The organism is Streptomyces sp. NBC_00210 (genome assembly GCF_045160975.1).
Classification (GTDB): Bacteria; Actinomycetota; Actinomycetes; order Streptomycetales; family Streptomycetaceae; genus Streptomyces.
Genome location: NZ_CP108120.1, coordinates 4,135,674 through 4,160,609, shown reverse-complemented (window position 1 = coordinate 4,160,609; position 24,936 = coordinate 4,135,674). Strand labels below are relative to the sequence as shown.

General features: G+C 69.6%; 22 protein-coding genes. 9 read left to right on the top strand and 13 right to left on the bottom strand.

Going from position 1 to position 24,936, the window contains the following annotated elements; all coding sequences use genetic code 11:
• Window positions 1–8 precede the first annotated feature (8 nt).
• Window positions 9–1,373 (top strand): pyridoxal phosphate-dependent decarboxylase family protein, encoded by a 1,365-nt coding sequence (locus tag OG729_RS18795; RefSeq protein ID WP_405807198.1) that lies wholly within the window; start codon window positions 9–11, stop codon window positions 1,371–1,373.
• A gap of 24 nt (window positions 1,374–1,397) precedes the next feature.
• On the opposite strand, the gene OG729_RS18790 is transcribed toward OG729_RS18795, so the two are convergent.
• Window positions 1,398–2,183, bottom strand: a complete 786-nt coding sequence (locus tag OG729_RS18790) for a DUF72 domain-containing protein (RefSeq protein ID WP_405807197.1) — start codon at window positions 2,181–2,183, stop codon at window positions 1,398–1,400.
• A 587-nt stretch (window positions 2,184–2,770) separates the two neighbouring features.
• Here OG729_RS18790 and OG729_RS18785 point away from each other — a divergent pair.
• Together OG729_RS18785 and OG729_RS18780 are read left to right on the top strand one after the other, a co-directional pair.
• Window positions 2,771–3,562 carry a DUF2637 domain-containing protein gene (locus tag OG729_RS18785; protein ID WP_405807196.1) on the top strand — a complete coding sequence of 264 codons (792 nt, stop codon included), beginning with the start codon at window positions 2,771–2,773 and terminating at the stop codon, window positions 3,560–3,562.
• A gap of 407 nt (window positions 3,563–3,969) precedes the next feature.
• Window positions 3,970–5,064 carry a sugar ABC transporter substrate-binding protein gene (locus OG729_RS18780; protein WP_405807194.1) on the top strand — a complete coding sequence of 365 codons (1,095 nt, stop codon included), beginning with the start codon at window positions 3,970–3,972 and terminating at the stop codon, window positions 5,062–5,064.
• A 147-nt stretch (window positions 5,065–5,211) separates the two neighbouring features.
• Here the strand turns inward: OG729_RS18780 and OG729_RS18775 are convergent, their stop codons facing one another.
• The 3 genes from OG729_RS18775 to OG729_RS18765 are packed head-to-tail and all read right to left on the bottom strand — an operon-like array spanning window position 5,212 to window position 8,860.
• Window positions 5,212–6,246 (bottom strand): ABC transporter ATP-binding protein, encoded by a 1,035-nt coding sequence (locus OG729_RS18775; RefSeq protein WP_360877343.1) that lies wholly within the window; start codon window positions 6,244–6,246, stop codon window positions 5,212–5,214.
• Complete coding sequence (locus tag OG729_RS18770) at window positions 6,243–7,832, bottom strand: ABC transporter permease (RefSeq protein WP_405807192.1); 1,590 nt, start codon at window positions 7,830–7,832, stop codon at window positions 6,243–6,245. Before OG729_RS18770 ends, OG729_RS18775 begins: the two co-directional genes overlap by 4 nt.
• Window positions 7,833–7,837: 5 nt before the next feature.
• Window positions 7,838–8,860, bottom strand: coding sequence for an iron ABC transporter substrate-binding protein (locus OG729_RS18765; RefSeq protein WP_405807190.1), 1,023 nt, complete (start codon window positions 8,858–8,860; stop codon window positions 7,838–7,840).
• Window positions 8,861–9,080: 220 nt separating this feature from the next.
• On the opposite strand from OG729_RS18765, the gene OG729_RS18760 reads away from it, so the two are divergent.
• Window positions 9,081–11,732: an AMP-binding protein gene (locus OG729_RS18760; RefSeq protein ID WP_405807189.1), complete on the top strand. Its 2,652-nt coding sequence runs from the start codon at window positions 9,081–9,083 to the stop codon at window positions 11,730–11,732.
• On the opposite strand, the gene OG729_RS18755 is transcribed toward OG729_RS18760, so the two are convergent.
• Together OG729_RS18755 and OG729_RS18750 are read right to left on the bottom strand one after the other, a co-directional pair.
• A complete protein-coding gene (locus OG729_RS18755) occupies window positions 11,669–12,136 on the bottom strand; it encodes an SRPBCC domain-containing protein (protein WP_405807187.1) in 468 nt (155 codons plus the stop codon). The genes OG729_RS18760 and OG729_RS18755 overlap by 64 nt on opposite strands.
• Complete coding sequence (locus OG729_RS18750) at window positions 12,133–12,465, bottom strand: metalloregulator ArsR/SmtB family transcription factor (RefSeq protein ID WP_360877326.1); 333 nt, start codon at window positions 12,463–12,465, stop codon at window positions 12,133–12,135. The genes OG729_RS18755 and OG729_RS18750 overlap by 4 nt, the downstream gene beginning before the upstream one ends.
• A gap of 89 nt (window positions 12,466–12,554) precedes the next feature.
• On the opposite strand from OG729_RS18750, the gene OG729_RS18745 reads away from it, so the two are divergent.
• Window positions 12,555–12,977, top strand: coding sequence for an SRPBCC domain-containing protein (locus OG729_RS18745; protein ID WP_405807185.1), 423 nt, complete (start codon window positions 12,555–12,557; stop codon window positions 12,975–12,977).
• A gap of 51 nt (window positions 12,978–13,028) precedes the next feature.
• On the top strand, window positions 13,029–13,601 hold the full coding sequence (locus tag OG729_RS18740; RefSeq protein WP_405807184.1) for a TIGR03086 family metal-binding protein: 573 nt from the start codon (window positions 13,029–13,031) through the stop codon (window positions 13,599–13,601).
• Window positions 13,602–13,675: 74 nt separating this feature from the next.
• On the opposite strand, the gene OG729_RS18735 is transcribed toward OG729_RS18740, so the two are convergent.
• Entirely contained in the window at window positions 13,676–13,969 is a 294-nt protein-coding gene (locus OG729_RS18735; RefSeq protein WP_360877317.1) for a hypothetical protein, read from the bottom strand.
• A 221-nt stretch (window positions 13,970–14,190) separates the two neighbouring features.
• On the opposite strand from OG729_RS18735, the gene OG729_RS18730 reads away from it, so the two are divergent.
• A complete protein-coding gene (locus OG729_RS18730; protein ID WP_405811186.1) occupies window positions 14,191–15,321 on the top strand; it encodes a site-2 protease family protein in 1,131 nt (376 codons plus the stop codon).
• Between the two features lie 148 nt (window positions 15,322–15,469).
• On the opposite strand, the gene OG729_RS18725 is transcribed toward OG729_RS18730, so the two are convergent.
• On the bottom strand, window positions 15,470–15,826 hold the full coding sequence (locus OG729_RS18725; protein ID WP_360877314.1) for a YciI family protein: 357 nt from the start codon (window positions 15,824–15,826) through the stop codon (window positions 15,470–15,472).
• Window positions 15,827–16,079: 253 nt separating this feature from the next.
• Here OG729_RS18725 and OG729_RS18720 point away from each other — a divergent pair, with 253 nt between their 5' ends.
• Window positions 16,080–18,632, top strand: coding sequence for a SpoIIE family protein phosphatase (locus tag OG729_RS18720; protein WP_405807182.1), 2,553 nt, complete (start codon window positions 16,080–16,082; stop codon window positions 18,630–18,632).
• 64 nt (window positions 18,633–18,696) lie between these two features.
• Here the strand turns inward: OG729_RS18720 and OG729_RS18715 are convergent, their stop codons facing one another.
• From OG729_RS18715 to OG729_RS18700, 4 genes are all read right to left on the bottom strand, one after another.
• Entirely contained in the window at window positions 18,697–19,665 is a 969-nt protein-coding gene (locus OG729_RS18715; RefSeq protein WP_360877311.1) for a magnesium transporter CorA family protein, read from the bottom strand.
• A 256-nt stretch (window positions 19,666–19,921) separates the two neighbouring features.
• Window positions 19,922–20,617 carry a L,D-transpeptidase gene (locus OG729_RS18710; RefSeq protein ID WP_405807181.1) on the bottom strand — a complete coding sequence of 232 codons (696 nt, stop codon included), beginning with the start codon at window positions 20,615–20,617 and terminating at the stop codon, window positions 19,922–19,924.
• A 572-nt stretch (window positions 20,618–21,189) separates the two neighbouring features.
• Window positions 21,190–21,486: a DUF3303 family protein gene (locus OG729_RS18705; protein WP_360877304.1), complete on the bottom strand. Its 297-nt coding sequence runs from the start codon at window positions 21,484–21,486 to the stop codon at window positions 21,190–21,192.
• A gap of 163 nt (window positions 21,487–21,649) precedes the next feature.
• Window positions 21,650–22,117: a plastocyanin/azurin family copper-binding protein gene (locus OG729_RS18700; protein ID WP_360877300.1), complete on the bottom strand. Its 468-nt coding sequence runs from the start codon at window positions 22,115–22,117 to the stop codon at window positions 21,650–21,652.
• A 154-nt stretch (window positions 22,118–22,271) separates the two neighbouring features.
• Between OG729_RS18700 and OG729_RS18695 the strand changes: the two genes are divergently transcribed.
• Complete coding sequence (locus tag OG729_RS18695; RefSeq protein WP_405807178.1) at window positions 22,272–23,792, top strand: SDR family oxidoreductase; 1,521 nt, start codon at window positions 22,272–22,274, stop codon at window positions 23,790–23,792.
• Window positions 23,793–23,857: 65 nt separating this feature from the next.
• Here OG729_RS18695 and OG729_RS18690 read toward each other — a convergent pair whose 3' ends face one another.
• Window positions 23,858–24,694: a helix-turn-helix transcriptional regulator gene (locus OG729_RS18690; RefSeq protein ID WP_405807177.1), complete on the bottom strand. Its 837-nt coding sequence runs from the start codon at window positions 24,692–24,694 to the stop codon at window positions 23,858–23,860.
• Window positions 24,695–24,936: the final 242 nt, after the last annotated feature.

Genomic DNA, 24,936 nt, shown 5'->3' with positions numbered 1-24,936 from the left:
AGAACCCCATGGATCTGCGCTACTGGCTCGAAGCGGCCGTGACATCCAACGAGGAGTGGTCGAGCGGCTTCGGCGACTTCGCCAGGCATCCGTCACTTCAGGTCGACGACGCGCGGTTCGCCGCCGCGTTCGGCACCTTCACCGAGCGGCTGAAGGACAACTACCCGTTCTTCCATCCCCGTTACGCCGGGCAGATGCTCAAGCCGCCGCACCCGGCCGCCGTCGTCGGCTATCTCGCCGCGATGCAGATCAACCCCAACAACCACGCGCTGGACGGCGGTCCGGCCACCGCGCAGATGGAGCGCGAGGCCGTCCAGCAGCTCGCCACGATGTTCGGCTACGACACCCACCTCGGGCACCTCACGACCAGCGGAACCATCGCCAACCTCGAAGCCCTCTTCGTGGCCCGGGAGCTCCATCCCGGCAAGGGCATCGCCTACAGCACCGAGGCCCACTACACACACGGCCGGATGTGCAAGGTCCTCGGTGTGGAGGGACATCCCGTCGCGGTCGACGACAGCGGCCGGATGGACCTCGACGCGCTGGAGGAGGTGCTGCGGACGGGTCGTGTCGGCACGGTGGTGCTCACCACCGGCACCACCGGGCTCGGCGCCGTCGAACCGGTCCACGAGGCGCTGGCGCTGCGCGAGCGATACGGCGTGCGCATTCATGTCGACGCCGCCTACGGAGGGTTCTTCACCCTGCTGGCCGGCGCCGACGGTCCCGAGGGGCTGCCCGAGGCGCCGTGGCGTGCCATCGCGGAGTGCGAGTCGATCGTGGTCGATCCGCACAAGCACGGCCTCCAGCCGTACGGGTGCGGCGCCGTGCTGTTCCGCGACCCGTCCGTCGGCCGCTTCTATCTGCACGACTCGCCGTACACCTACTTCACCTCCGAGGAGCTGCACCTCGGCGAGATCAGCCTGGAGTGCTCCCGCGCGGGCGCGGCCGCGGCCGCCCTGTGGCTCACGTTCCAGCTGCTGCCGCCCACCCGTGACGGGCTCGGCCAGGCGCTGGCCGCCGGTCGCCGCGCCGCGCTGCGCTGGTCCGAACTGATCGAGGAATCGGAGCATCTGGAGCTCTACCAGGCTCCGGAACTCGACATCGTCAGCTACTTCCCGGTGACGGAGCCCCTCACCCTGTCGCGTATCGACGAGGCGTCGGGGCGGATCCTGCAGGCCGGCATGGCCGATGCCGACGACCCGGTGTTCCTGAGCACCCTGCGTATCGGGGCCGACCGGCTCACCGCCCGGCACCCGAAACTCACCCCCGACGCGGACGGCGCACGCATTCTGCGCAGCGTCCTGATGAAACCCGAATCCGAGGACTATGTGGACCATCTCCACCAGCGCCTGGAACAGCTGGCCCGCGCCTGACGGCAGGCTGCGGCGGTCCACCGCTCAGGACGTGGACCATTCCGCCCGGGCCGGCGGCGTACGACTCACCGTCCGGCCCGACGCGGCCGCTGTCCGGGCGAACCTCACGGCGTCCACCACGGCAGCACCACCCGTGTCGTTGTTGAAGTACACATACACGTCGTCCTTGTCCGGCCAGGCGTCGGCGATGCGTCCGGCCCAGGACTTCAGCGCCTGGCGGCCGTAGCGCGGCGCCGGCTCGGCGAGGCCGCCGTGAAACCGCACGTACCCCCATGACGCGGTACGCCACAGTGGCGTCACGGGGCGGGACCCCCGATCCGCCCAGCACAGTGCGCTGCCGTGCCGTTTCAGCACGGCCCGCAGCTCCCGCTCCGACTCCCACCACGAGGTGTGGCGGAGTTCGACAGCCACCCGAACCGTTCGGGGAAAACAGCTCAGGCAGGCGTCAAGAGCCCCGATGTCCTTGCGGAAGTTGGGCGGCAGCTGCAGCAGAACGGGCCCCAGCCGCTCGCCCAGGCCCTCGGTCCGGTCCATCAGCCGGCCCACCGGCTCCTCGGGGTCGTGCAGCCGCTTGACATGGGTGAGATAGCGGCTGGCCTTGACCGCCATGACGAAGCCCTCCGGCGTCCGCTCCCGCCAGGACGCGAAGATCTCGGTAGTGGGAAGCCGGTAGAAAGCGTTGTTGTTCTCCACGGTGGCGAAGTGGCGGGCGTACTCCTCCAGCCACAGCCGCTGCGGCTGCCCGGGCGGATAGAGAACACCGCGCCAGTCCTTGTACTGCCACCCTGAGGTTCCGACGAGCATAGGCATGGTCGGATCCCTGCCCGCTCCTCCTCTTTTGTCGCACCCTCGAGGGCGAGCCCGTGCCGGGCCGTAGGCCCCAATCACCCGACCGGAGTCTCGACGGCCGGACATGAGTCGGGGGGAGCCGGAATGTAAGTATGGCTACGGGTCAACCTGGTAGGGGATGAGCCATCCTCCTGTGGCGACAGGTCACCCGGACGCCGGTCATCCGAGTGCGTGCCCCGTTCGTTTGATGTGCGTGACATCACCGAAGCTGTATCGCTCATTGCGCGGAAGACGACCCAGCGACACCAGCCGCGGAGGGTGCCCGCCCGACCCGGCGGCGGGGCACTCGGGACATATCACCGGCCAGTCCGCAGAGAGTGCCGACCTGGTCCCGCACTACTTTGTCGATGTGCTGGACGAGTTGCTGCAGGAACTGGAGTGCATCCAGAGCGACTTCCACCGCCGCCTTCATGCCGTACTGCCCGCCCCGCCCCAGTACCCCCCGACGCAGCGAGGTGCTGACGCCGGCACCATCACGAGGCCCCGGCCTCCCGCACACTCGCCCGGCGCCTCGTACAAGGCCGGTGAGAGGCTGGGGCAGACGCGGCATGTATGACGGTCCCGAGTTGTTCGATGCTTACCAGATGCCCCCGAACGCCTACCAGATGCCGCCCAACGGGACGCTGGAGTCCGATGCGCAGTGGTCTGCCGACCATGCGTTGCGCGCGCAAAATGGTTTCCTCCCGCCCGATATGGATCAGACACTTCCGGGCGAAGGGCTGTCCTGGGAAGGCGAAGCGCTGTCCTGGAAGGGCGAAGCGCTGGACTGGGAAGCGGAGCTGGCTCAGCTGCTGGCTACCTCCGCACCGCAGAGCGTGCCAGCGCCCGCAGCCTTTCCCCGGCCCCGCTCCCACACTCGCCGTAAACCCAAGGCCGCCCAGCGCTTTCAGGGCTGGACGTGGCTGCGTGTGGTCAGCTTCAGCCTTGCGACGCTCACCGCGTTCGTCATGACCATCGTCAGCGTCTACAGCGTGATGGTCTCCTACGATCCCCTGCTGTACGTGGCCGCCCCCGGGGTGCCGGCAGATCTGGCACAGGGCTGGCCGCTCCTGGTCTTCGGGCCCTGGCTGGTTGCTTCGCTGTCGATCCTGCGCATCACACTGCACCGGCGCCGGGCACCGCACGCCTGGGCCGTCGTGGTGTTCTTCGCCGCCATCGCAGTGGCTCTGTGTGTCAGCAACGCGCCGAGAACACTGCCCGGCATCGCGGTGGCCGCCCTGCCCCCGGTGGCCGCGCTGTCCTGTTTCCACCAATTCATTCGCCAACTCATCCTGACCCACCCCACCCACCCCCGCCACACCCTGTCCCGCCACCGGGCCGCCCATCGCGCCACCCCCTGACGCCCGCACCGCAGGCAGCTCGGCGATGGCCAAGAGGCCCGGTCGTCCGCGATGTGGTGCGGACGGCCGGGGCTGTTCGTTGCCGTGGTCAGCCCGGTGGGGCAGAGAAGGTGGAGAGGGCTCGACGAAAACCCGCCAGTGCCGCGCGGCAGCCGTCGGTGGTTTCCGTATGCCCTTGGTGGACGGGCCAAGGTGCCTGGCACGCATGCCCTTTGGTGCGGAAATGGGCGATTCAAAGCGTTTTCGTTACGCCTCTTCGAGCTGCGCTTGTGTTCATTTAGCTAACGATCAGTACCCGTTGCAATCTTGTTAGTAATATACTTCTTGACGCTTTTGTCAGGGCGGGGTTGACTTCCAGCCACCTCGGCCGCGAGGACGCGGCCGGCCAGGGAGGTTGACTTCTGTCCATGAACGCACATCTGCGTCACACTGCCGTTGTTGTCGCTGCTTCTGCGATGGCCGTCTCGCTCACTTCCTGTATCAGCGCCCAGGGCTCCGGAGTGAAGACGGGCGATGACATATCTGTCGGTCTGCTGCTTCCGGAGAACGAGGCTGCTCGTTACGAGAAGTTCGACAAGCCGGTCATCGAGAAGAAGATCAGCGAACTGACCAACGGCAAGGGCAAAGTCATCTACGCCAACGCCAAGCAGGACGCCACCCTGCAGACGCAGCAGATCGACACGATGATCGAAAACAAGGTGGACGCGATCATCGTCGACGCGGTCGACTCCAAGGCCATCGCCGGCGGCATCAAGAAGGCCAAGGAGGCCGGCATCCCGGTCGTCGCCTTCGACCGTCTCGCCGAGGGCCCGATCGACGCGTACACCTCCTTCGACAACGAAGAGGTCGGCCATGTGCAGGGCATAGCGCTGCTCCAGGCGATGGGCTCCGACACCACGTCGGGCCAGATCGTGATGATGAACGGCGCGCTCACCGACCCGAACGCCGCGCAGTTCAAGAAGGGCGCGCACACCAAGCTCGACGGCAAGGTGGTCGTGGGCAAGGAGTACGACACCAAGGAGTGGAAGCCGGAGAACGCCACCGCCAACATGGAGGAGGCGATCTCGGCGATCGGCAAGAACAAGATCATCGGTGTCTACTCCGCCAACGACGGCATGGCGGGCGGCATCATCAAAGCGCTGAAGGCCGCCGGCGTCTCCCCGCTCCCGCCGGTCACCGGCCAGGACGCCGAGCTTGCCGCAGTACAGCGCATCGTCGCGGGTGAGCAGTACATGAGCGTCTACAAGCCGTACGCCCCGGAGGCCAGTGCCGCGGCGGAGATGGCCATCCTGCTGGCCAGGGGGATGTCGCTGGACTCCATGGCGCAGGCGGACGTCAACAGTCCGACCAAGAAGAAGATCCCCTCGGTGCTGGTCCCGGTCATCTCGCTGACCAAGGACAACATCAAGGAAACCGTGATCGAGGACGGCGTCTACACCGTCGCCGACATCTGCACCCCCGACTACAAGGCAGCCTGCGCCACGCTCGGCCTGAAGAAGTAGGGACCGCAAGGCCCCTCTTGCCGGCCGCGGGGGAGCGGGCGCAGGCCCGGGGGGTCAGCACGCCAGGGCGGCGTCGGCGTCGGCGTACCAGACGGTGACCTGGGGATCGCCGACGCGGGCACAGCCGCCCCAGTAGCCTCCGCCGGGCTATGGGTGCATGGTCGCTTCGCCGGTGACGCGGATGCCGACCTGCTCCCCGGGGCGTACGGCGACCGGTCCGGCGGTGCGGACGTCCACCGGGGCGTCCAGGCCCTCGACATCGACCGTGATCATGGCGTCGTGGCCGTAGAAGCACACGTCGACGACCGTGCCGACCGCTGTCGGCAGGGCGGTCTCGGTCAGGCGCAGTTGTTCGGGCCGCAGCAGCACGGTGCCGTCTTGGGTTCCGGCGGGTCCGGCGAGTGCGACCCTGCCGAGCGCGGTGACGGCCGTGGCGTCCTGCGCCGTGCCCGGGAGGAGGACGGCGTCACCGACGAAACCCGCCACCCAGGGATCGGCCGGGTGGCGGTAGAGCTCCTGAGGGGTGTCGCACTGGGCTACGCGCCCGTCCCGTACGACCGCGACGAGGTCGGCCGTGGAGAGGGCCTCCTGCTGATCATGGGTGACGAGGACAGCGGTGGCGCCGGTCGCCCGCAGAGCGGCCCGGACATCGGCGCGGACGCCGGCGCGCAGGGCACTGTCCAGGGCGTTGAACGGCTCGTCGAGCAGCACCAGTTGCGGCTCCGGGGCCAAGGCGCGGGCCAGGGCGATGCGCTGCTGCTGGCCGCCGGAGAGCTCGTGAGGCATCCGGTCGCCGTATCCGGCGAGTCCGACCAGCCCCAGCATCTCCTCCGTACGGCGGCTTCGCGCCCCGCGGTCGAGGCCGGTGAGGCCGAAGGAGATATTGCGGGCAACGCTCAAGTGGGGGAAGAGCGCGCCTTCCTGGGGGACGATACCGATGCGGCGGCGCTCCGGCGGGAGGTGTACGCCGGGGCCGCTGAGGGTGCGCCCGCCGACTGTCACCGTGCCCGCGTCGGCGCGCAGGAAGCCCGCGATGATCCGCAGCAGGGTCGTTTTTCCGCAGCCGGAGGGGCCGAGTACGGCGGCGAGCGAGCCACTGGGCACGGTGAGATCGAGCCCGTCGAGGACGGTCGCGTCCGGCCCGTACGACTTGGCCAGCCCCTCGATTCGAAGGTCGTTCATGGGCGGTGCCTCCCGAGGAGGTAGGAGGGGATTGCGGCGAGCAGGATCAGAGCGGCCGCATAGGGAGCCGCGGCGGCGAACGACCCGGCGCCTGTTTCGGTCCACAGGCGGGTGGCGAGGGTGTCCATGCCGGTGGGGCGGAGCAGCAGGGTGGCGGGCAGTTCCTTCATACAGACCACGAACGTCAGAGCTGCTCCCGCGGCGACGCCGGGAGCGGCCAGCGGCACGGTCACCTCGCGCAGCACCCGCAGTGGCGAGCGGCCGAGGGAGCGCGCGACGTCCTCCAGAAGGGGCGGGGCCTGGAGGACCGCGGCGCGCGTGGCGGCCACCGCGACCGGCAGGAAGAGCACGGCGTACGCGCAGATCAGCAGCGGCACTTCCTGGTAGAGGGGGTGGGCGTAGCGCACGGCGAAGAAGACGAGCGAGAGCGCGACGGTGATGCCGGGCACGGCGTGCCCTGCGTAGGCGGCCTGTTCCAGCAGATGCGCGGCGCGTCCCCGGTGGCGTGCGGCGATCACGCCGACGCTCAGGGCGAGCAGGGTGGTCAGGGCGGCACCCGCCGCGGCGATGCCGAGGGTGGTGAGCGCCGTGTCGGCCAGCGAACCGGGGTCCCAGGTCGCGGAGTTGCCGACGGCCAGCCAGTAGCCCAGCGTGGCGAGGGGAAAGGCCACCGCGGCTGCGGTGACCCCACCGCACCAGGCCAGCGCGGGAGTGCGGAGTGGTCCCAGGGGCACGGGGACGGCCGGGCGGGCGGTGCCGGTGCCGGTCCTCGAGTGCCCGGCGCGACCGCGGGTACGCGCCTCGCCGGCGACCAGAGCGATGGTCATGACCACGAGTACGGCACTGAGCGCCGCGGCCGGAGTACGGTCGAAACTCGCCCGGTACGAGGTGTAGATGCCGCGGGTGAACGTGTCGTACCGCATCAGCGACACCGCGCCGAAGTCCGACAGCACGTACAGCGCGACCAGCAGTCCGCCGCCGGCCGCGGCGGGACGCAGCTGCGGAAGCGTGACCCGGAGGAACGTGCGCATCGGGCCGTGTCCGAGTGAGCGGGACACCTCTTCCTGAGCCGGGTCGGTGCCGCGCAGTGCGGCCGCCACCGGCAGATATACGTACGGGAAGCTCACCAGGGTCAGCGCCAGAGCGGACCCGGTGAAGCCGGCCAACTCCGGTGCGGCGGACAGCCAGGCGAACGCGGCCACGTAGCTGGGCACGGCGAGCGGCAGGGTCACCAGTACCGACCAGGCCCGTGCGCCGGGCAGCGCGGTCCGCACGATCAGCCAGGCCAGGGACACGCCGAGCACCAGGCAGGCCGTCACGACGACGGCGGCGAGGCCGAGGCTGCGGCCGAGCAGGACGGTGGTGCGCTCGTCGGCGACGATGTCCCACGCGTAGTCCGGGCCCCGCTCCAGTGCGCGGACTGCCAGGTAGCCGAGCGGCAGCACTGCGAGGGCCGCGGCCAGGCAGGCGGGGACGATCAGGACCCAGGAGGGACGGCTTCCGGCGCGCCGACGCCCGGCGGGCTTGGGGGCGCCTGCCGGGCGGGGGTCGTGACGCGTCCGGACGGAAGAATCCGGTGTGGTCACTACGCTCAGACCATTCCGACGTCCTGGAGCATGGCCAGGGTTTCCTTCAGCGAGTCGAGCTTGCCGAGGTCGATCTTGGGTGCCTGGAGGGAGTCGAGCGGCGGCAGGCCCTTGACGGAGCTCTTGACCCCCGCGGCCAGCGGGTACTCCTTGGTCTCGTCGGCGAAGTACGTCTGCGCCTCGGCGGAGAGCAGGAAGTCGACCGCCTGCTGGGCGTACGCGCTCTGCTTCTTGTCGGCGCCCTTGAGCAGCCCCACTCCGGCCACGTTGACCAGGCCGCCCGGGTCGCCCGCGGGCAGGAAGTGAATCTTGACGTCGACCTTGTCCTCGCCCTTCTCGGCGACCCTCTCGTACCAGTAGTAGTGGTTGACCAGGCCGAGCGAGACCTCGCCGGAGTCCACGGCGTCCATGACGTCGGTGTTCTTCTCGTACGCCTGCACGCCGTTGGCCTTCAGCCCCTTGAGCCAGCTGCGGGTCGCGTCGTCGCCCTCCAGGACACGCATGCCGGTGACGAACGCCTGGAAGGAGGCGTTGGTCGGGGCGTACCCGATCTTGCCCTTCCACTCGGGCTTCACCACGTCGTGCACGCTGTCCGGCGGCGTCGGGACCTTCTGGGGGTTGTATGCGAGGACGCGGACACGGCCGCTGACGCCGGCCCAGTCACCGGCGGCGCCGCGGTACGCCGGGGCGACCTTGTCCAGCGTCGCCTTGGGCAGCGGCGTCAGGCGCCCTTCTTTGGACAGCGCGCCGAGGGCGCCGGCGTCCTGTGAGAGGAACAGCGCGGCCTCGGCCTTGCCGCCCTCTTCCAGGATCTGGGCGGAGAGTTCGGCGCTGTCGCCGTAGCGGACCTCGACCCTCGTCTTGAGGGACTTCTCCAGCTTTTCGATGAGCGGCTTGACGAGCTTCTCATTGCGGCCGGAGTAGATGACGAGTCCGGCCGGCTCGTCGCTGCCGCAGGAGGCGAGGGCGGGCAGAAGTATGCCTGCCGCGACAAGCGCGGTGAGACGGCGGGCCAAGGGGCGTCGCATGGTGAGGCCTTCCTGACAAGGCTCGCCTCCTCGCCCGGCACGGCGTGGACAGCGAGGGCGAGCGGCGAACCTGTGAACCACCCATAAATAAGGTAAAGCTAACCTCACCGTCAACCACGGCGTGATAACAGTCGCCGCCCGGTTCGCTCCTCCTGTGGCACCTCGTTTCGTGACATTTCTGTGCCTTTCCAATGAGGTAAGCCTTGCCTAAGATGCGCCCGTGCTCATTACCCCTGCCCTGCGTCCGGACGCCAAGACTGTCCCCTTCGCCCGCCGCCTCGCGGCATTCGGCGACCGGACGGCCCTGCTCACCCGCGACGGCGAGCTGTCGTACCGACAACTCGCCGCCCGGGTAGGGGAGTCCGCCGACCGCCTCGGCCGGGAACGGCGTCTGGTGCTGCTGGCCGGTGCCAACACCGTCGACGCGCTCGTCACCTATCTGGCTGCGCTCGCTGCCGGCCACCCCCTCCTGCTGGTCCCGGGCGACAACGCCGAAGCCGTGCGGTCACTGACCGCCGCGTACGACCCCGACGTCGTAGCCGGGCCGGACCGCGACGGCGACTGGGTGCTCGATGAGAGGCGAGCGGTATCCGCCCACACCCTGCACCCGGACCTCGCACTGCTCCTGAGCACCTCCGGCTCCACGGGCTCCCCGAAGCTGGTGCGCCTCTCGCACGAGAACCTGCAGGCCAACGCCGAGTCCATCGCCGCGTACCTGGGTATCCACGGCGGCGACCGGGGTGCCACCACGCTGCCCATGCACTACTGCTACGGCCTGTCCGTCATCAACAGCCACCTGCTGAGCGGTGCCGGACTGATCCTCACCGGCCTCTCGGTGGCCGACACCTGCTTCTGGGACCTGTTCCGCCAGAGCCGCGGCACAACGTTCGCCGGTGTTCCGTACACCTTCGACCTGCTCGACCGAGTCGGCTTCGCGACCATGGATCTCCCTCATCTGCGGTATGTCACCCAGGCCGGAGGCCGGCTGGCACCGGAGCGGGTCGCCCAGTACGCGGCCCTCGGCGACCGCGACGGCTGGGAGCTCTTCGTCATGTACGGGCAGACGGAGGCGACGGCCCGGATGGCCTACCTGCCGCCGGACCGGGCAGCGGCCCGGCCCCGGGCAATCGGCGTCCCGATACCCGGCGGCTCCTTCCGCCTCCGGCCGCATCCCGACTGGCCCGAGCCGCACACCGGCGAACTCGTCTACGCAGGGCCGAACATCATGCTCGGCTACGCCGCCGGCCCTTCGGACCTCGGTCTCGGCCGCGCCATCGACGAACTGCACACCGGGGACATCGCACGGCGCACGCAGGACGGCCTGTACGAAGTGGTCGGCCGCGTCAGCCGGTTCGCGAAGATCCTCGGCCTCAGGATCGACCCTCAGCAGATCGAGTCGATGCTGGCGGCGCACGGCGTCACCGCTTACTGCGTCGGCGCCGACGACCAACTCGTCGTGGCTGTCCCCCGATCCACTCGGACCAGCGCGGACGCGAAGCGCGTGCGGCGGCTGGTGACGGGTGACTGTGGTCTGCCGCCACGGGCCGTACATGTCCACGTCCTGCCCGAACTCCCGCGGCTGGCCAGCGGAAAACCCGACTACCAGGCCGTACGGGCGCTGATCAGTACGCCCGTCGAGGGCCGCGCCGAGGCGGCTGCCCCATCGCCGGCTGCCGCGCGGCCGGGGCCCGTCGGTCCGGTGGAACTGTGCCGGCTGTACGCCGAGATCCTCGACCGGCCGGACGTCACCGAGGGCAGCAGCTTCGTCAGCCTGGGCGGCGACTCACTGTCGTACGTCGAAATGTCGCTCAACCTCGAACAGTCCCTCGGCCACTTGCCGCCCAACTGGCACACGTTGCCGATCCGCGATCTGCTCCAGCCACCGCCGGCGAAGGCCCGACAGCGTGCCGCCGCCCGTCGGCGCACCCTGGAAACCAGCATCGCCCTGCGTGCCCTCTCGATCGTCTTCATCGTCGGCTCGCACATCCATGTCTTCCACATCAAGGGAGGCGCCCACCTGCTGCTGGCCGTCTCGGGCTTCAACCTGGCGCGCTTTCATCTCACGTCTGCCGAACGCCGAGAGCGCATCCGCCACGGCTGGAACAGCGTCGCGCGCATCGTCGTACCGAGCATGGCCTGGATCGCCCTGCTGCTCCTCGTCACCGAGAACGAGAACTACGGGCTCCCCACCCTCTTCCTGTTCGAGAGTTTCCTCACCCCGCGCGACGATCGCGTACCGCCCTACTGGTTCATCGAGGCCCTGGTCTGCATCCTGATCGCGGTCGTCACTCTTCTGAGCCTGAGGGGCGTCGACCGCCTGGAACGACGCTTCCCGTTCGGCCTGCCCATGACCCTCATGGCACTTGGGCTCCTCACCCGTTACGACGTGCTCGGCCTGAGCCAACGGATTCATCTGCCGTCGGCGGTCGTCGTGCCGTGGCTGTTCGCCCTGGGCTGGGCCGCGGCGAAGGCGAGCACCGTGCGTCAACGGCTGCTTGCCACCGCGGCCGCCCTGGTCACCGTCCCCGGCTTCTTCCCCGGCGAGCCGGGGCGCGAGGCGTTGATCATGGCCGGCTTCGTGTTGCTCGTGTGGGTTCCGAGTCTGCCGAGCCTCGGCCCGGTCAACCGCCTGGCAGGCCTCCTGGCGAGCGGCTCGCTGTACATCTACCTGACCCACTGGCAGGTCTTCCCGCACATCGAGGCCTTCTCCGGCTGGCTGGCCCTGGCCGTCTCTCTCGCCTTCGGCGTCGCGTACGCCGCGGTGGCGGCACGCGTCACCCGCGCACTGCGACTCCGTGGCCGGGCAGGTCACATCCAGTCGTCGGGCCCCGGGTCGCCGCCCGCCGCGAGCGTGGCGAGCCGGTCCACGTAGTGCAGCCAGCCCTCTCTGTGCGCGGCGCAGGACTCGGGGGAGGGCAGATCGCGGTGGACCAGGCGCAGCAGGGTGCCGTCGGCGACCGGTTCCAGGGTGATCTCCACCGTCGTCGAGCCGGGTGGCACGGACATCCCGCCCCCGGCCCAACCCCAGGTGAACACCAGGCGCTTGGGCGGGTCGATCTCGACGAAGCGGCCCTCGGCGACGTGCTCACCGGAGACGTTCGTGCGGTAGGCGCCGCCGGGCTCGAAGCTGAACTCGCCGTCCCTGCCCATCCAGGACAGCCACTTCTCCCGGTCGGTGAAGAAGGAGAACACCGTCTCGGGCCGGGCGGCGATGCGCCGCTCCAGCGTGACCGCGTCCGTACGCAAAGGCTCGTCGCTCAAGGGCTTGTCACTCACGGGTTCGTCCCTTCGGACCTCTTGGCGCCTTCCGCCGCCTCGGCCGCTTCTGCCAGCTCGGCAAGTGTGTCCAGCTTGGTGGCCCACATGGACTGCAGATAGTCGGCCAGCGGGCCCATGCCCTCGCGGTCGGCCCGGTAGAAGCGCTTCTTGCCCTCCTGGCGCAGCGTAACCAGGCCGGAGTCCCTGAGCACCCTGAGGTGCTGGGAGACCGCGCCGAAGGTGACGTCGAACCGTTCGGCGATCTCCCCTGCGGACAGCTCTGCGTCCCAGACCAGGCGAAGAATCTCGCGCCGTCTGGGCTCGGCGACCGCCCGTACCGCATCCATGGACTTCATTTTAGCGGTCACTTCAACTTGCTTCGAGTGGCAAGTCATTTTAGTCTTGACTAAAGCGATTGGGGAAAGGAGCAGACGCCATGGCGGACATCGCGATGCAGCTGCACATCGAGGCCGACGCGGACACCGTGTACGCGGCGATCTCCACGACCGAGGGCATCAAGGGCAGGTTCACCACCACCGCCACCGCGGACAACGGCGTGGACGGTGTGCATGAGCTGCAGTTCCCGGGCGTGCCCGAGCCGTGGCGGCTGCGCATCACCGAGGCGGAACCCGGCAAGCGGCTCGTTCTGGCGGGAGAGAACGGCCCCTGGACCGGCACGCTGCAGACCTACGAGGTCCTGACCCGGCCCGAGGGCGACGTCACCCTGCGCTTCACCCACAGCGGCTTCCCGGCCGTCGACGACGCCTACCGGGACTTCACCTACGGCTGGGCGACGAAGTTCGTACAGCTCAAGGCCTACGCCGAGACGGGTAAGCCCGCGCCCTTCTTCACCGGCTGACCCCGTTCCGAACCCGCCGGGCGTACCGGCGAATTTCGAGGGAGAGACGTTATGAACACCCAGCACAGCACGCTGCACCCCGCCATCCGCGAATGCGCCGACGCGGTCGCGGCCACTGCCTCCGGCATCCGCAGCGAACAGCTCGGCGACCGCACCCCGTGCGAGAAGTTCACTGTCGCCGAACTCCTCGACCACCTGGGCGAGACCCTGTCCTCCTCCGCGCGCGCCGCCCGCAAGGAGGCGCAGCCCGACGAGCCCGCTGCCTCGGGCACGTCGCCGGCGTCCCTCGCGGAGTCCGCGCACCGGGTCGCGGAAGCATGGGGTGACCCGGGCGCGTACGAGGGCACCACCGAGTTCGGCCCGGGCGAGATGCCGGCGGGCTTCGCGGCCACGGTCACCCTGGGGGAACTCGCCCTGCACGGCTGGGACCTGGCCCGCGCCACCGGGCGGCCATTCGCCATCAGCGAGGACGCCGCGCAGGTCGCGCTCGGCGCGGTCGGGCAGTTCGCGGAGGGCGCCCGCGCCAATGGCTCCTTCGGCCCGCCCGTCCCCGTATCAGCCGACGCGCCCGCCCTCCACCGTGTGCTCGGTACCAGCGGGCGGAATCCTGAGTGGCGCGGCTGACGGCCCCGCGCAAGGCGACCGGCAGGAACGTCGAACGTCAGAGCACGGAGCCTCGGGTACGGCCGGCCCGGAACTCACAGCATGAGCGCCGTCTCCGGCATGGGCTGCTCCACGCCGTCCAGCTCCAGCGTGCATCTGGGCGGCCTGGAGGGGACGAGGTGCGGCTCGCGTATGCGGACCCGGATCGGGCGTACGGGCTCTTCGGGCAGTTCGGCGGTCAGCAGGCTCGTCCCACGGCCGTGCTCTTTCTGGGCCGCGACCACTTTGCCGTCGACCAGGACCTCGATCTCTCCGTGCCTTCCGGGCCCGACGTTCACGGTGATCGAGTGGTCACCCTGATCCAGATGGAAGTGGTGGCTGTGCCCCATGACGCACCTCCACAGTGCTGTCGGTAGGTCCAGAGTAGATCCGGTGCCCTCTTTGTACGTAGTTGAGCGACCTCGGGGCTTCTACGTACCTGGGCCTCGGGCCGACGGCGGGAGGCTTTGCGAGGGACAATTGTCAGTGGGTGCCGTGCTGGTCGGTTTACGGAGTGCAGGGCGCGAGGTCCTGCCCGGTGGACCGGTTCTCCAGCCGGCCGGAGACGACGATGAACGGCTCGGTCCGTGTCGGACAAGTAGTCGGGGTCCCGCTGCGCATGCACTGGAGCGTGCCGCTGCTGGTGGTCCTGTTCGCGTACGGTCTCGGCCGCCAGACCCTCCCCGCATGGACTCCGGGACGCTCGGACGCGGTGTACACCTTCGCCAGTGCCGTGGGCGCCGTGCTGCTCGTGGGCAGCCTCCTGCTCCACGAGACGGCTCACGCGGCGACAGCCCGCAGGAAGAAGATCGCGGTAGAGGATGTGACGCTGTGGGCGCTGGGCGGGATGACCCGGATGGGTCGACCGCAGTCCGCCGCGGTGGCTTTCGCGGTGGCGGTCAGCGGGCCGCTGACCAGCCTGGCTGTCGGAGGCGCCGCGCTCGGAGCGGGAATCGGGCTGCACCTGATGACCGGCTGGGCGGTGCCAGCCGCCGTACTGATGTGGCTCGGCTGGGCGAACCTGTTCCTCGGGGCATTCAACCTGCTGCCCGCTTCGCCGCTCGACGGCGGAAGGGTGGTGCAGGCGCTGATGTGGTGGCGCACCGGAGACCGCGACCGCGCGGACCGGGCGGCTTCCCGAAGCGGTCAGGTCATGGGCGTGCTGCTGATGGTCGTCGGCTGGATCGCCCTCCTGCGCGGGGTGCCGGGCGGGCTGTGGCTCGTCTTCGTCGGCCTCTTCATCACCCTCGTCGCCGGCGCGGAACGGCAGCGCGCCGTGATCCACACGGCACTGCGGGGCGTGCGGGTGGCCGAAGCGATGTCCAGTCCGGTGACCACCGGTGCCGATTGGCTGACCGTCCAGCGGTTCATCGACGAGGTGGCCGTGAAGACCCGCCATTCCGCCGTGCCCCTGCTCGACTTCGAAGGCCGCCCCAGCGGGATCGTCCAGGCACGCAGGCTGGCAGGGGTACCGGGAGCGCGCCGGGAGGCTCTTCGTGTGCGCGATGTGGCGATCCCGCTGTCGCAGTGCGCGGTCGCCGCTCCGAGTGATCTTCTGAGTGATGCTCTCGACGGGCTCCGCCCGGGTACCGGCATGCGCATTCTCGTCGTGGACGGGGGACAGCTGGTGGGGATCGTCAACGCGAAGGACATCTCACGGCAGATACAGCGGCAGACGCTGCGGGCCCAAGGGCCCAACTGAGCCGGTCCCGAAGCGTCATGAAGTGACGCGCACCGTCGTCGAGTGACGCCCACCGAAGCGCAGCAATGCCCGCGCCCTGCCCGCGTCCCGCCTTCGGCCCGCCGCGCGCACAAGGGCGCGGCGGGCAGGCGTCAGGGGCGCGGTCGGATCAGCCCTCGGCGATCTCGCGGACCTCGGAGGTGACGGTCCAGTGCTCCGGGTGGATCTCCAGGAACCGCTTGGTCCACTCCAGGGCCTCGGCCTTGTCCTTCGCCTGCAGGATGGCGTAGCCGCCGATGACTTCCTTGCTCTCGGTGAAGGGCCCGTCGGTGAACCGGAACTTGCCGCCGGACCAGGTGACCCGGGTGCCCTCGGAGGTGGGAGTGAGCCCGGCCGTGTCCAGCATGACCCCGGCCTTGGTGATCTCCTCGAACAGCGCGCCCATGCGCTGATCGAACTCGGGGCCGGGGTCATCGGTGGGGGCGTTCTGCTCGTCGATGCGGATCAGTGAGAGATAGCGCGGCATGGTGACTCCTCGGTCGGGAGGGCGGGGGCTTTCCCTGCCTCTCATCCCTGCGTCGAACGGGGGATGGCCGGATCGACGGCTCCCCGGGATTCTTCGGAGAACTTTCCGGGGCGGCCACCGGAGGGGCGGACACCGCAGTGGTCCGGTCCTGACCGGCTCCTGCCCGGTCGCGTTCGGTCCCGCACGGTCCGGCCCGGTCTCGCCGGGCTGCCATATCGGGCCAGGTGAGCCCGACCCTGCGCACACTGGGAATATGGGCGGGATGATCGCCGGTGAGACGGCGGAACGCGAGGATCTGCTTGCTGCGGCCGTCGTCAAAGCCGTCAGAGGAACCAGCGCGTACGCCGGGAGCGTGTTTCTCCGCTCCCGCGACCGCCGTTCGATCGTGCTCGCCGCGACGTGCGGGGTGCCACCCTCCCTGCTGGGCGGCTGGCGCCTCATTCCGGTGAGCAGCCCCATCCCGGTCGCCGCGGCCTACGGATCGGGCCGCACGGTCCACCTGGCCGACGCCGACGAGACGATGCGCCGGTTTCCCCAGCTCGCGGTGGCTCTGCCGTATGCCTTCGGCTCCTGCTCCGTGCCGGTGGGCGGCGGTGGGGAGACCTTCGGGGCGCTGGCGATCGTCTGGGCGGCGGCACCCGGCAGCGAAGGGCTGTCCAAAGCCCAGCGCCGTCAGGTGCGCACCATCGCCAACCGGCTCGGTACCTCCCTCGCCGCCCTCCGCGACCGTACCGGCGATCCCGTCGAGTGCGACCCGCAGACGGTTCCCGTCGAGATACCCGCTCCTTCGGCACCGGCCGTACGCGTCGGCTTGTTCGACTGGGAACTCGTCACCGGCACCTTCACCGTGGACGACGAGCTCTGCGCGATCTTCGGTCTGGACCCCCGTGCTTTCGACGGTCGAGCCGAAACGCTCGCTTCCTGTCTGCACCCCGGCGACCTCGCTGCCTTCCGGGCCACGGCCCGTGAGGCGGCCGCCGAGGGCCGGATCGTCGCGCGACGCCTGCGCGTACGAGATCTCAGGGGCGACGGCGAGGGGTACCGCACCGTCGAGTTGTGGGGCCGCGTACCGGAGGTCGACGACGCGCGGGTGCGCACCCACCTGGTCGGTGCGGTCGTCGACGCGCAGGCCGGCAGTGCGGCCGTCGCCGCGGCCGAGCGGCTGCGGGACGGGCTGTTCTCCCTCGCCCCGGACGGGCGGGTCACCTACGCCAACCCCAGCCTTGAACAGCTGCTGGACGTAGGCGGCGGCGAGCTGCTGGGACAGTGCCTCTGGGACGTCCTGCCGTGGCTGTCCGACCCCGATTTCGAGTACCGGCACCGGTCCGCGATGATCTCGCAGGAGCCGCTCTCCTTCCTTGCCCGCCGCCCGCCCGACCAGTGGCTCTCCTTCTCCCTCTACCCGGAGGCGGACGGGGTGACCGGCCGGGTCGTCCCCGCTGGTCGTCCGCCCTTGGCCGCGACGGCACCCGCCGCGACAGCACCATCAGCCGCGACGGCATTCGCCGGATCGAGCGCGACGGCACCAGTCGGATCGGCCGCGACGGCATCCGCCGCCTGGGCTCCGACGGCGCCCGCCGCCACACCGGCGCGCCTGGGCGTGATGTACCACGTCCTGCAGCTGGGCAGCGCACTGACCGAGGCGGTCACCGCCCGCGAAGTCTGCGACGTCGTCGCCGACCAGCTTCTCCCGGCCTTCGGCGGCCAGCAGCTGGCGATCTACGTGGTCCGCGAGGGAACGATGCACCTGCTCTTCCACACCGGCCACCGTGAGGACTTCCTCGACTGGCTGGAGGGGGAGCCGCTGCACGCCCGCCTGCCCGGTACGGAGACCCTGACCTCGGGGGCCCCACTCTTCATCGAGTCGCAGCAGGACCTCTCCCAGGGATATCCGGGAATCCCCGCGGGCGGGTTGAGCTCCTGGGCGTATCTGCCGCTGATCGCCTCCAGCCGCCCCGTCGGCACCTGCGTTCTCGGCTTCGACGACGCCCATCCGTTCACGGCGAAGGACCGAGGTGTTCTCACCGCGCTCGCCGGGCTGATCGCCCAGGCCCTGGAACGGGCGCGGCTCTACGACTCGGAGTTCGCCCTCGCGCGCGGCCTGCAGCAGGCGCTTCTGCCGCACCGTCTGCCGGTGGTCCCCGGCGTCCACGCCGCCGCCCGCTACCTGCCCGGCACCAGCGGAATGGACATCGGCGGCGACTGGTACGACATCATCCCCACCGGCAGCGGAGTGTCTCTCGTCATCGGGGACGTCGAGGGACACAGCATCGCCGCTGCGGCCACCATGGCTCAGCTGCGCAGCGCCGTACGGGCCTTCGCGGCGGTGGGCCATTCGCCCGGCGACGTGGTGGCGGGCGCCAACCGGACCCTCATCGACCTCGACGCCGGACTGCTCGCCAGCTGCTGCTACATCCGCCTCGAGCCCTCCGGCCACCGCGCGTACGCGGTCAGCGCCGGCCATCTTCCGCCACTGCTCCGCCGTCCCGACGGGACGACCGACGTCCTTGCCCTGGACGCTGGCCCACTCCTCGGCGTGGATCGCGCGAGCACCTATGAAGGAACCTGGATCGACCTCCCGCCGGGCTCTGTCCTCGCCCTCTACACGGACGGCCTGGTCGAGGAGCGCGGCACCGATATCGACGTGGGTATCGACCGGCTACGGGCATCCCTGGCCCACGCCCGTGCGGACTCGGTCGACGAACTCGCCGACCGGCTCCTGCACGACGCACGCATCTCCACATACCGCGCCGACGACATCGCGCTGCTGCTCACCGAGTACGGCCCCGTCACGGCGCCACGATGACGTCCGGGGGTGCCGAGGCTGCGGGCAGTCAGGCGCAGAAGCAGGGGCGGCTGAGACCTGCCGGTCAGAGCCAGTCCTTGCGCTTGAAGACGAGATAGAGCAGCGCGGAGACGATCACGATGGCGGTGGTGGAGGTAATGAATCCCGTCTGCTCGGCGAAGCCCGGGTAAGGAAGGTTCTGACCGTAGAAGCCGGTGATGGCAGTGGGCACGGCGATGATCGCGGCCCAGCTGGTCACCTTCTTCATGATCAGATTCATTCGATTGGACTGGACCGACAGATTCGTCTCCATCGCCGAGGCCACCATGTCCCGCACGGACTCGGTCCATTCGATGGCGCGCAGCACGTGGTCGTAGACGTCCTGGAAGTAGGGCACAAGAGGGTCGGTGACCAGGCCGGGGCGCATGAGCGAGTTGACCACCTCGCGCATGGGAATCACCACGCGGCGCAACCGCACGAGGGATTTACGCAGGGCGTACAGGCGACGGTGCACGGTCCGGATCTGGTGACGCCCTTCGGTGAAGAGCAGGTCCTCCAACTCCTCGATCCGGTCGTCGAGTTGCTGTGCCGCGGCGAAGTGACCGTCGACCACCTGATCCAGCAAGCCGTGCAGCAGGAATCCGACCCCGTGCCCGGACAGGCCCGGGCTCCGGTCCCAGCGGGCGACGACCTCGTCGATGGGGAAGCCGTCGTCATGGCGGATGGTGATCATCGCCTGGCCGGTGAGGAACACAGAGATCTCGCTGGTGGACAGGTCGGCGCTGTCCGGGGCGATCGAGACCGCGTGGGCACTGAGGAACTCGTGGGTGGGGTAGCGGTCGAGTTTCGGCCGCTGCGCCTGGTGCGCGGCGTCTTCCAGGGCCAGTTCATGGATCCCGAACTCATCGCCGACCATGGCGAATTCGTCCTGCCCTGGCCGGTACAGGTCCAGCCACAGCACCGACGACGGATCGGCGAGGTGCTCGGAGATGTCGTCGGCGGGAAAGTTCTCCAGGACCAGGGTGCCGTTGCGGTACAGCCGGGTGCGCGCCATGCGGCGAGCGTAGCCAGCGGACCCCGGAATTCTCGGTACGGATGACGGCTCGGGAAGGCGGACTCCGTCGGCGGTCGTGCTTGGAGGATCTCGCACTGACTGCACCGGTGGGTTCGGCTGCCCGGCTCCGGTCGGGGCGCCGCCGCCGGGCGCCCTGGTCGGGATGGGGGTGCGGCACTGCCCGGAAGCGACCGAGACCGTCGGTCCGGGCCGCTTCCGGGCAGTGCCGCATGGCCCTGCGGGGCCGTGGGGTGTCTCAGGTGCCGGGCTTGCGGCCGTAGACGAAGACGTCGTCGCCGTTGCGGAGCAGGCTCCAGTACTTGGCGGCGTCGCCCTTGGTCATGTTCACGCACCCGTGCGAGCCGGGCGGCGCCCAGACACTGATGCCGACCGAGTGGAAGGCCTGGCCGCCGTCGAAGAACTGGCTGTACGGCATCGGTACGTTGTACAGGCTGGACACATGGTCGATGTCGCGCCAGTAGATCTTCTTCAGGCCGGTGCGGGTCTCGTGCCCGACACGACCGGTGCGGACCGCGACCGGTCCGTACACCAGCTTGCTGCCGTCCTGGATCCAGCTGAGCTGGAGCGTCAGGTCGACGCAGGCGATGCGGCCCTTGTTCGTCGGGCACTTGCCGGCCTTGTTCGGGTTCTTCCCGACGGCCTTCTGCTTGTTCATGAGATCCATGACGCCCCAGGTGACGGGGCCCGCCAGCCCGGCGTTCGGGCTGATCGAGTGCTTCGTCTGGAAGGCCTGGATCGCCTTGCAGTCGGCGGCCGACTGCTTTCCGTCCACCGGGCGGCCGAGGAACTTCTCGACCTGCTTCTGGTACGCCCCGGTCTGCGTGGTGCACGAGGCTGCCTGAGCGGCCGTGCTCCCCATGGCCAGAGTGAGCGGGACCACCAGCGCGGTGATCCCGAGTGCGACGACTCCTCGTCGGCGTATGTCCCCCACGGCTGTCGACTCCTTGTGCGCGGCGCGGCATGGTGCGAGTTCCGCCTGGTAGACGGCGCAGGGGGCGCAGTAGTTGCACGGGGAAAGAAGACAGTTCCGTAACAGCCGGCACGCAGCCGCCGCGGGCCTCGTGGTCCGTGGTCCGTGGTCCGTGTTTCACTGTCCGGTCGTGGACGATCAGGAACTGCTCAGGGCCGCTCACTCCCTGATCCTGGGGGACACAAAGGAGCGGTCCGTACCGCCGCCCGACGGGTGGCCGGAGGGCACCTCTTGGGTGGAGCGGGTCGTCGCCGTCACGGGATGGGCGGCGGACCGGGCGTGTGCGGTCGACTGGACGTCGGTCGAGGAACGGCTCGGGACCGCCTGCCAGGTGACTACAAGCAGCTGGTGGAGCGGTTCGGGTACGGCGCCTTCGACGGCTACCTCGACCTGTTGCTGCCCGACGGCACACGCGGCTGCCTCGACCTCGTCGAGTTCAATGAGTGGTGGGCTCGGTGGGCTGTGGTGAACGGCGACAGTTCATGGGAGCCGTACCGGCTGTACCCGTCCCCGGGCGGGCTGCTGCAGTGCCTTCAGCTCGATCCGTACTTCTGCAGACCGGCCTGGACATCGTCGAAGTTCATCACCGGCATGAAGGTCACCTTGGCACCGAGCTCCTGGAAGAACGGTTCGGCGATGGAGGGGATGTCGGCCGCCTCCTTCAGGTCGAAGACGATGAACCCGGTGCGCTTCCCGTCCTGTGCCCCGAAGTACGCAGCCTCCGGCTTGACGCGGTCCAGCACCGACTTCATGGTCTGGGGCAACGTGTTGCCCGTGATCGCCTTGTTCGCCTTCTCGGTGTCCATCTCGGCGATCAGCAACATCCTCATGGCTCTTCACCTCTCGTCGGAGTCTCAGCACACTCGTGCCCACCTGCCGATCGTCGCGGTGATCTGGGGCCTTCGCATCCGGAGCGGGCCGAGGCGCCGTGGCGCCGACGGGTGAATCCTGGGATTCACGCTGGTCCCGCAGCCCGGCGCTGCGCCCGCATGCTCAGTAGCCATTGCTGTTCGGCGGGGTCGTGTTCGTGGGCGCACTGCCGCCCACGGTGATCTCCGTCTTCATGCCCAGGTCCTTGTGATCGTCCACAGGGCAGTAGATCTCGTAGGTGCCGGACTTCAGGGTCACCTTGAGCGTTGCGGAGGCTCCGGGAGCGAGGGTCTGGGTGCGGTGCTCTCCGGCGGGGCCTTCGACCTCGAGGGCGTGGTTGTGCTGGCCGTTGTTCTTGGCGACGAAGCTGTACGCGCCCGGCTTGAATGTCTTCTGTGACAGCGCGATGTGGAAGTCCGTCAGGTTCGCGTTCACCTGTGTCACTCCCGTTGCGGCGCTCTTCGCCGGGGGCGTGGAAGTCGTCGAGCCACCACCCCCGTTTCCGCCCCCACAGCCCGCGAGCACGCCGCCCGCCAGTGCTCCGGCTGCCAGTCCCAGCACCACGCGCTTGCGAGTGGGTGTCCTTCTCATGGCTCAGCCCTCCGTGGAAGTTCCGTGCAGCAGTGCATACGGATGAACCGTGCCCAGGGATTGGCGGCACCGCATACGGGGTCGGCCCCGTGAGCGGAATCCGTCGACAGGCGCGAGAGTGGCATGTGGGGTACCCCCGCGGATCGGAGGTTCCATGAGCGGCCGGGACACGCGGAGCCTGCACTGTCTGGTGACCGGCGCGACGGGGTACATCGGAGGCCGGCTGGTGCCCGAATTGCTGGACGCCGGGCACCGCGTACGGTGCATGGCCCGGTCTCCGGACAAGCTGCGCGACCACCCCTGGGCGGGACGCGCCGAGGTAATACGCGGTGATGTGACCGATCCGGATTCGGTCGGCGACGCGCTGCGCGGTATCGATGTCGCCTATTACCTTGTGCATGCCCTGCGGGCCGGACACGACTTCGAGGAAACCGACCGGAAGGCCGCCCAGGTGTTCGCCGAGCGGGCCCGCGCCGCGGGCGTCCGGCGCATCGTCTACCTGGGCGGGCTGACCCCGGCCGATGTGCCGGAACGCGAACTGTCACCCCATCTGCGGTCCCGCGCCGAGGTGGGCGAGATTTTCCTCCGCTCGGCTGTGCCGGCGACCGTGCTCCGCGCCGCGGTCATCATCGGCTCCGGTTCGGCGTCCTTCGAGATGCTGCGCTACCTCACCGAGCGGCTGCCGGTGATGGTCACCCCGAGCTGGGTCGGCACGCGCATCCAGCCGATCGCCGTCCGGGACGTGCTGCGGTATCTGGTGGGCAGTGCCCGGATGCCCGCCGAGGTAAACCGTGCGTTCGACGTCGGCGGGCCCGACGTCGTGACCTACGAGCAGATGATGCGGCGGTACGCGGTGGTGACCCGCCTGCCCCGCCGCTTCATCGTGCGCGTACCGATGCTGACGCCCCGTCTCTCCGGCCTGTGGATCGGCCTGATCACTCCCGTACCCGCCTCCCTCGCCCGGCCACTGGCCGAGTCGCTGCGCCACGAGGTCGTCTGCCACGAGCACGAGATCGCCCAGTACGTACCCGATCCGCCTGGTGCACCGATCGGCTTCGACCAGGCACTCGTCCTGGCCCTGCAGCGCGTACGCGACGCTCGGGTCACCACCCGCTGGTCCTCCGCCGCGCTGCCCGGCGCTCCGAGCGACCCCCTGCCCTCGGACCCGGACTGGGCCGGGGGCAGCCTCTACGTCGACCGCCGCGCGCTCGCCGTCGACGCCTCACCGAAGGCACTGTGGCAGGTCATCGAGGGGATCGGCGGTGACAACGGCTGGTACTCCTTCCCCCTCGCCTGGGCGGTACGAGGCTGGCTCGACCGGCTGGTCGGAGGCGTCGGCCTCCGCCGTGGCCGCAGGGACCCCGCACGGCTACGGGTGGGGGACTCGCTGGACTTCTGGCGCGTGGAGGAGATCGAACCGGGCCGACTGCTGCGGTTGCGTGCCGAGATGCGCCTGCCGGGGCTGGCCTGGCTGGAGATGTACTCCGACCCGGACGAGCAGGGCCGGGCCCGCTACCGGCAGCGGGCGCTGTTCCACCCGCACGGTCTGCTCGGGCATGTCTACTGGTGGAGCGTGTGGCCGTGCCATGCGGTGGTGTTCGGAGGCATGGCCCGCAACATCGCGCGGGCGGCCCTGCGCGAGGGAAGCCGCGGACCCGATGTGAATAGTGGGTGATCAGCCGCCGGCGCACTTCGCCGACTGACCCAAGACGCATGCGGGCAAGCACCTTCCCATCGGTGTCACCCGAAGGTCTGCGGGCCGACGGCGCACAGAAGTGCCAAGGCCTGGTGGTCGGGTGTGCCCGGCGCGGCGGTGTAGACGACCAGGCGGAGTGCCGAGCCCGTGGCCTCCAGTACGTCGCAGTTGAGCGTCAGCCGCCCCACCTCGGGGTGCTCGACTCTCTTGAGCTGCGACGTGCTCGCGGCGACGTCGGTCCGCGCCCAGAGTTCCGTGAAGCGGGGGCTGACCGACTGCAGTTCGCCGACGAGCCCCAGCAGGCAGGGGTCGGCGGGAAATCGCCCGAGGCTTGCGCGCAGGTCGGCGACGGCGTACTCCTCGAAGTCCCCGGCTTCAGCGGGTGTACGGATCACCCGCGAGGGCCGCCCGGTGAAGTGCCGGCGCAGGACGTTGCGCTCGCCGTCCTCGCCCGTCGCGTCGTCGCCGAGGAGTGTGATCGCCAGCGGGTTGGCCAGGACGACGTTCCAGGCGCGGTCGACGGCCAGCACCGCGGCATCGTTCAGCCGGTCGATGATCCGCTGCAGCCCTGGCGTGACGTGCGCGGACGCGACCCCGGGCGCGGGCGACGAGTGTCCCGCCAGCCGGTAGAGGTGGTCGCGTTCCTCCTCGGTCAGCCGCAGGGCACGTGCCAGGGGCCGAAGGACCGAGGTCGACGGCCGTCCCGCGCGGCCCTGTTCGATCCGGGCCAGGTACTCGACCGAGAGTCCGGCCAGGGTGGCGAGTTCCTGGCGCCGCAGCCCGGGCGCGCGCCGCCGCGGGCCGGTCGGCAGGCCGACTTCGGCGGGTGCCAGACGGTCGCGCCAGGCGCGCAGGCAGCTGCCCAGTTCGGCGTCGCTCATGACCTCATTGTGGCGGGTCCGCGGTCGCGGAGGGTCGCCCTGCGAGTACCAGGATCTTCCGGCCGGCGACCCGTCCCGTACTGGACCGGAGAGGCGGAGGGATACGTCGACCACCTGGTCAGCAGCTGCCGGAAGCCGGGTTCGCAATGGATTCAGTTGAATATCGTCATTGCAATGACTGATTTCGCGGACTGATGGCGCTACTGCTGCGATATCGGTAGCCTGGAGTGGTCGAGGCCGAC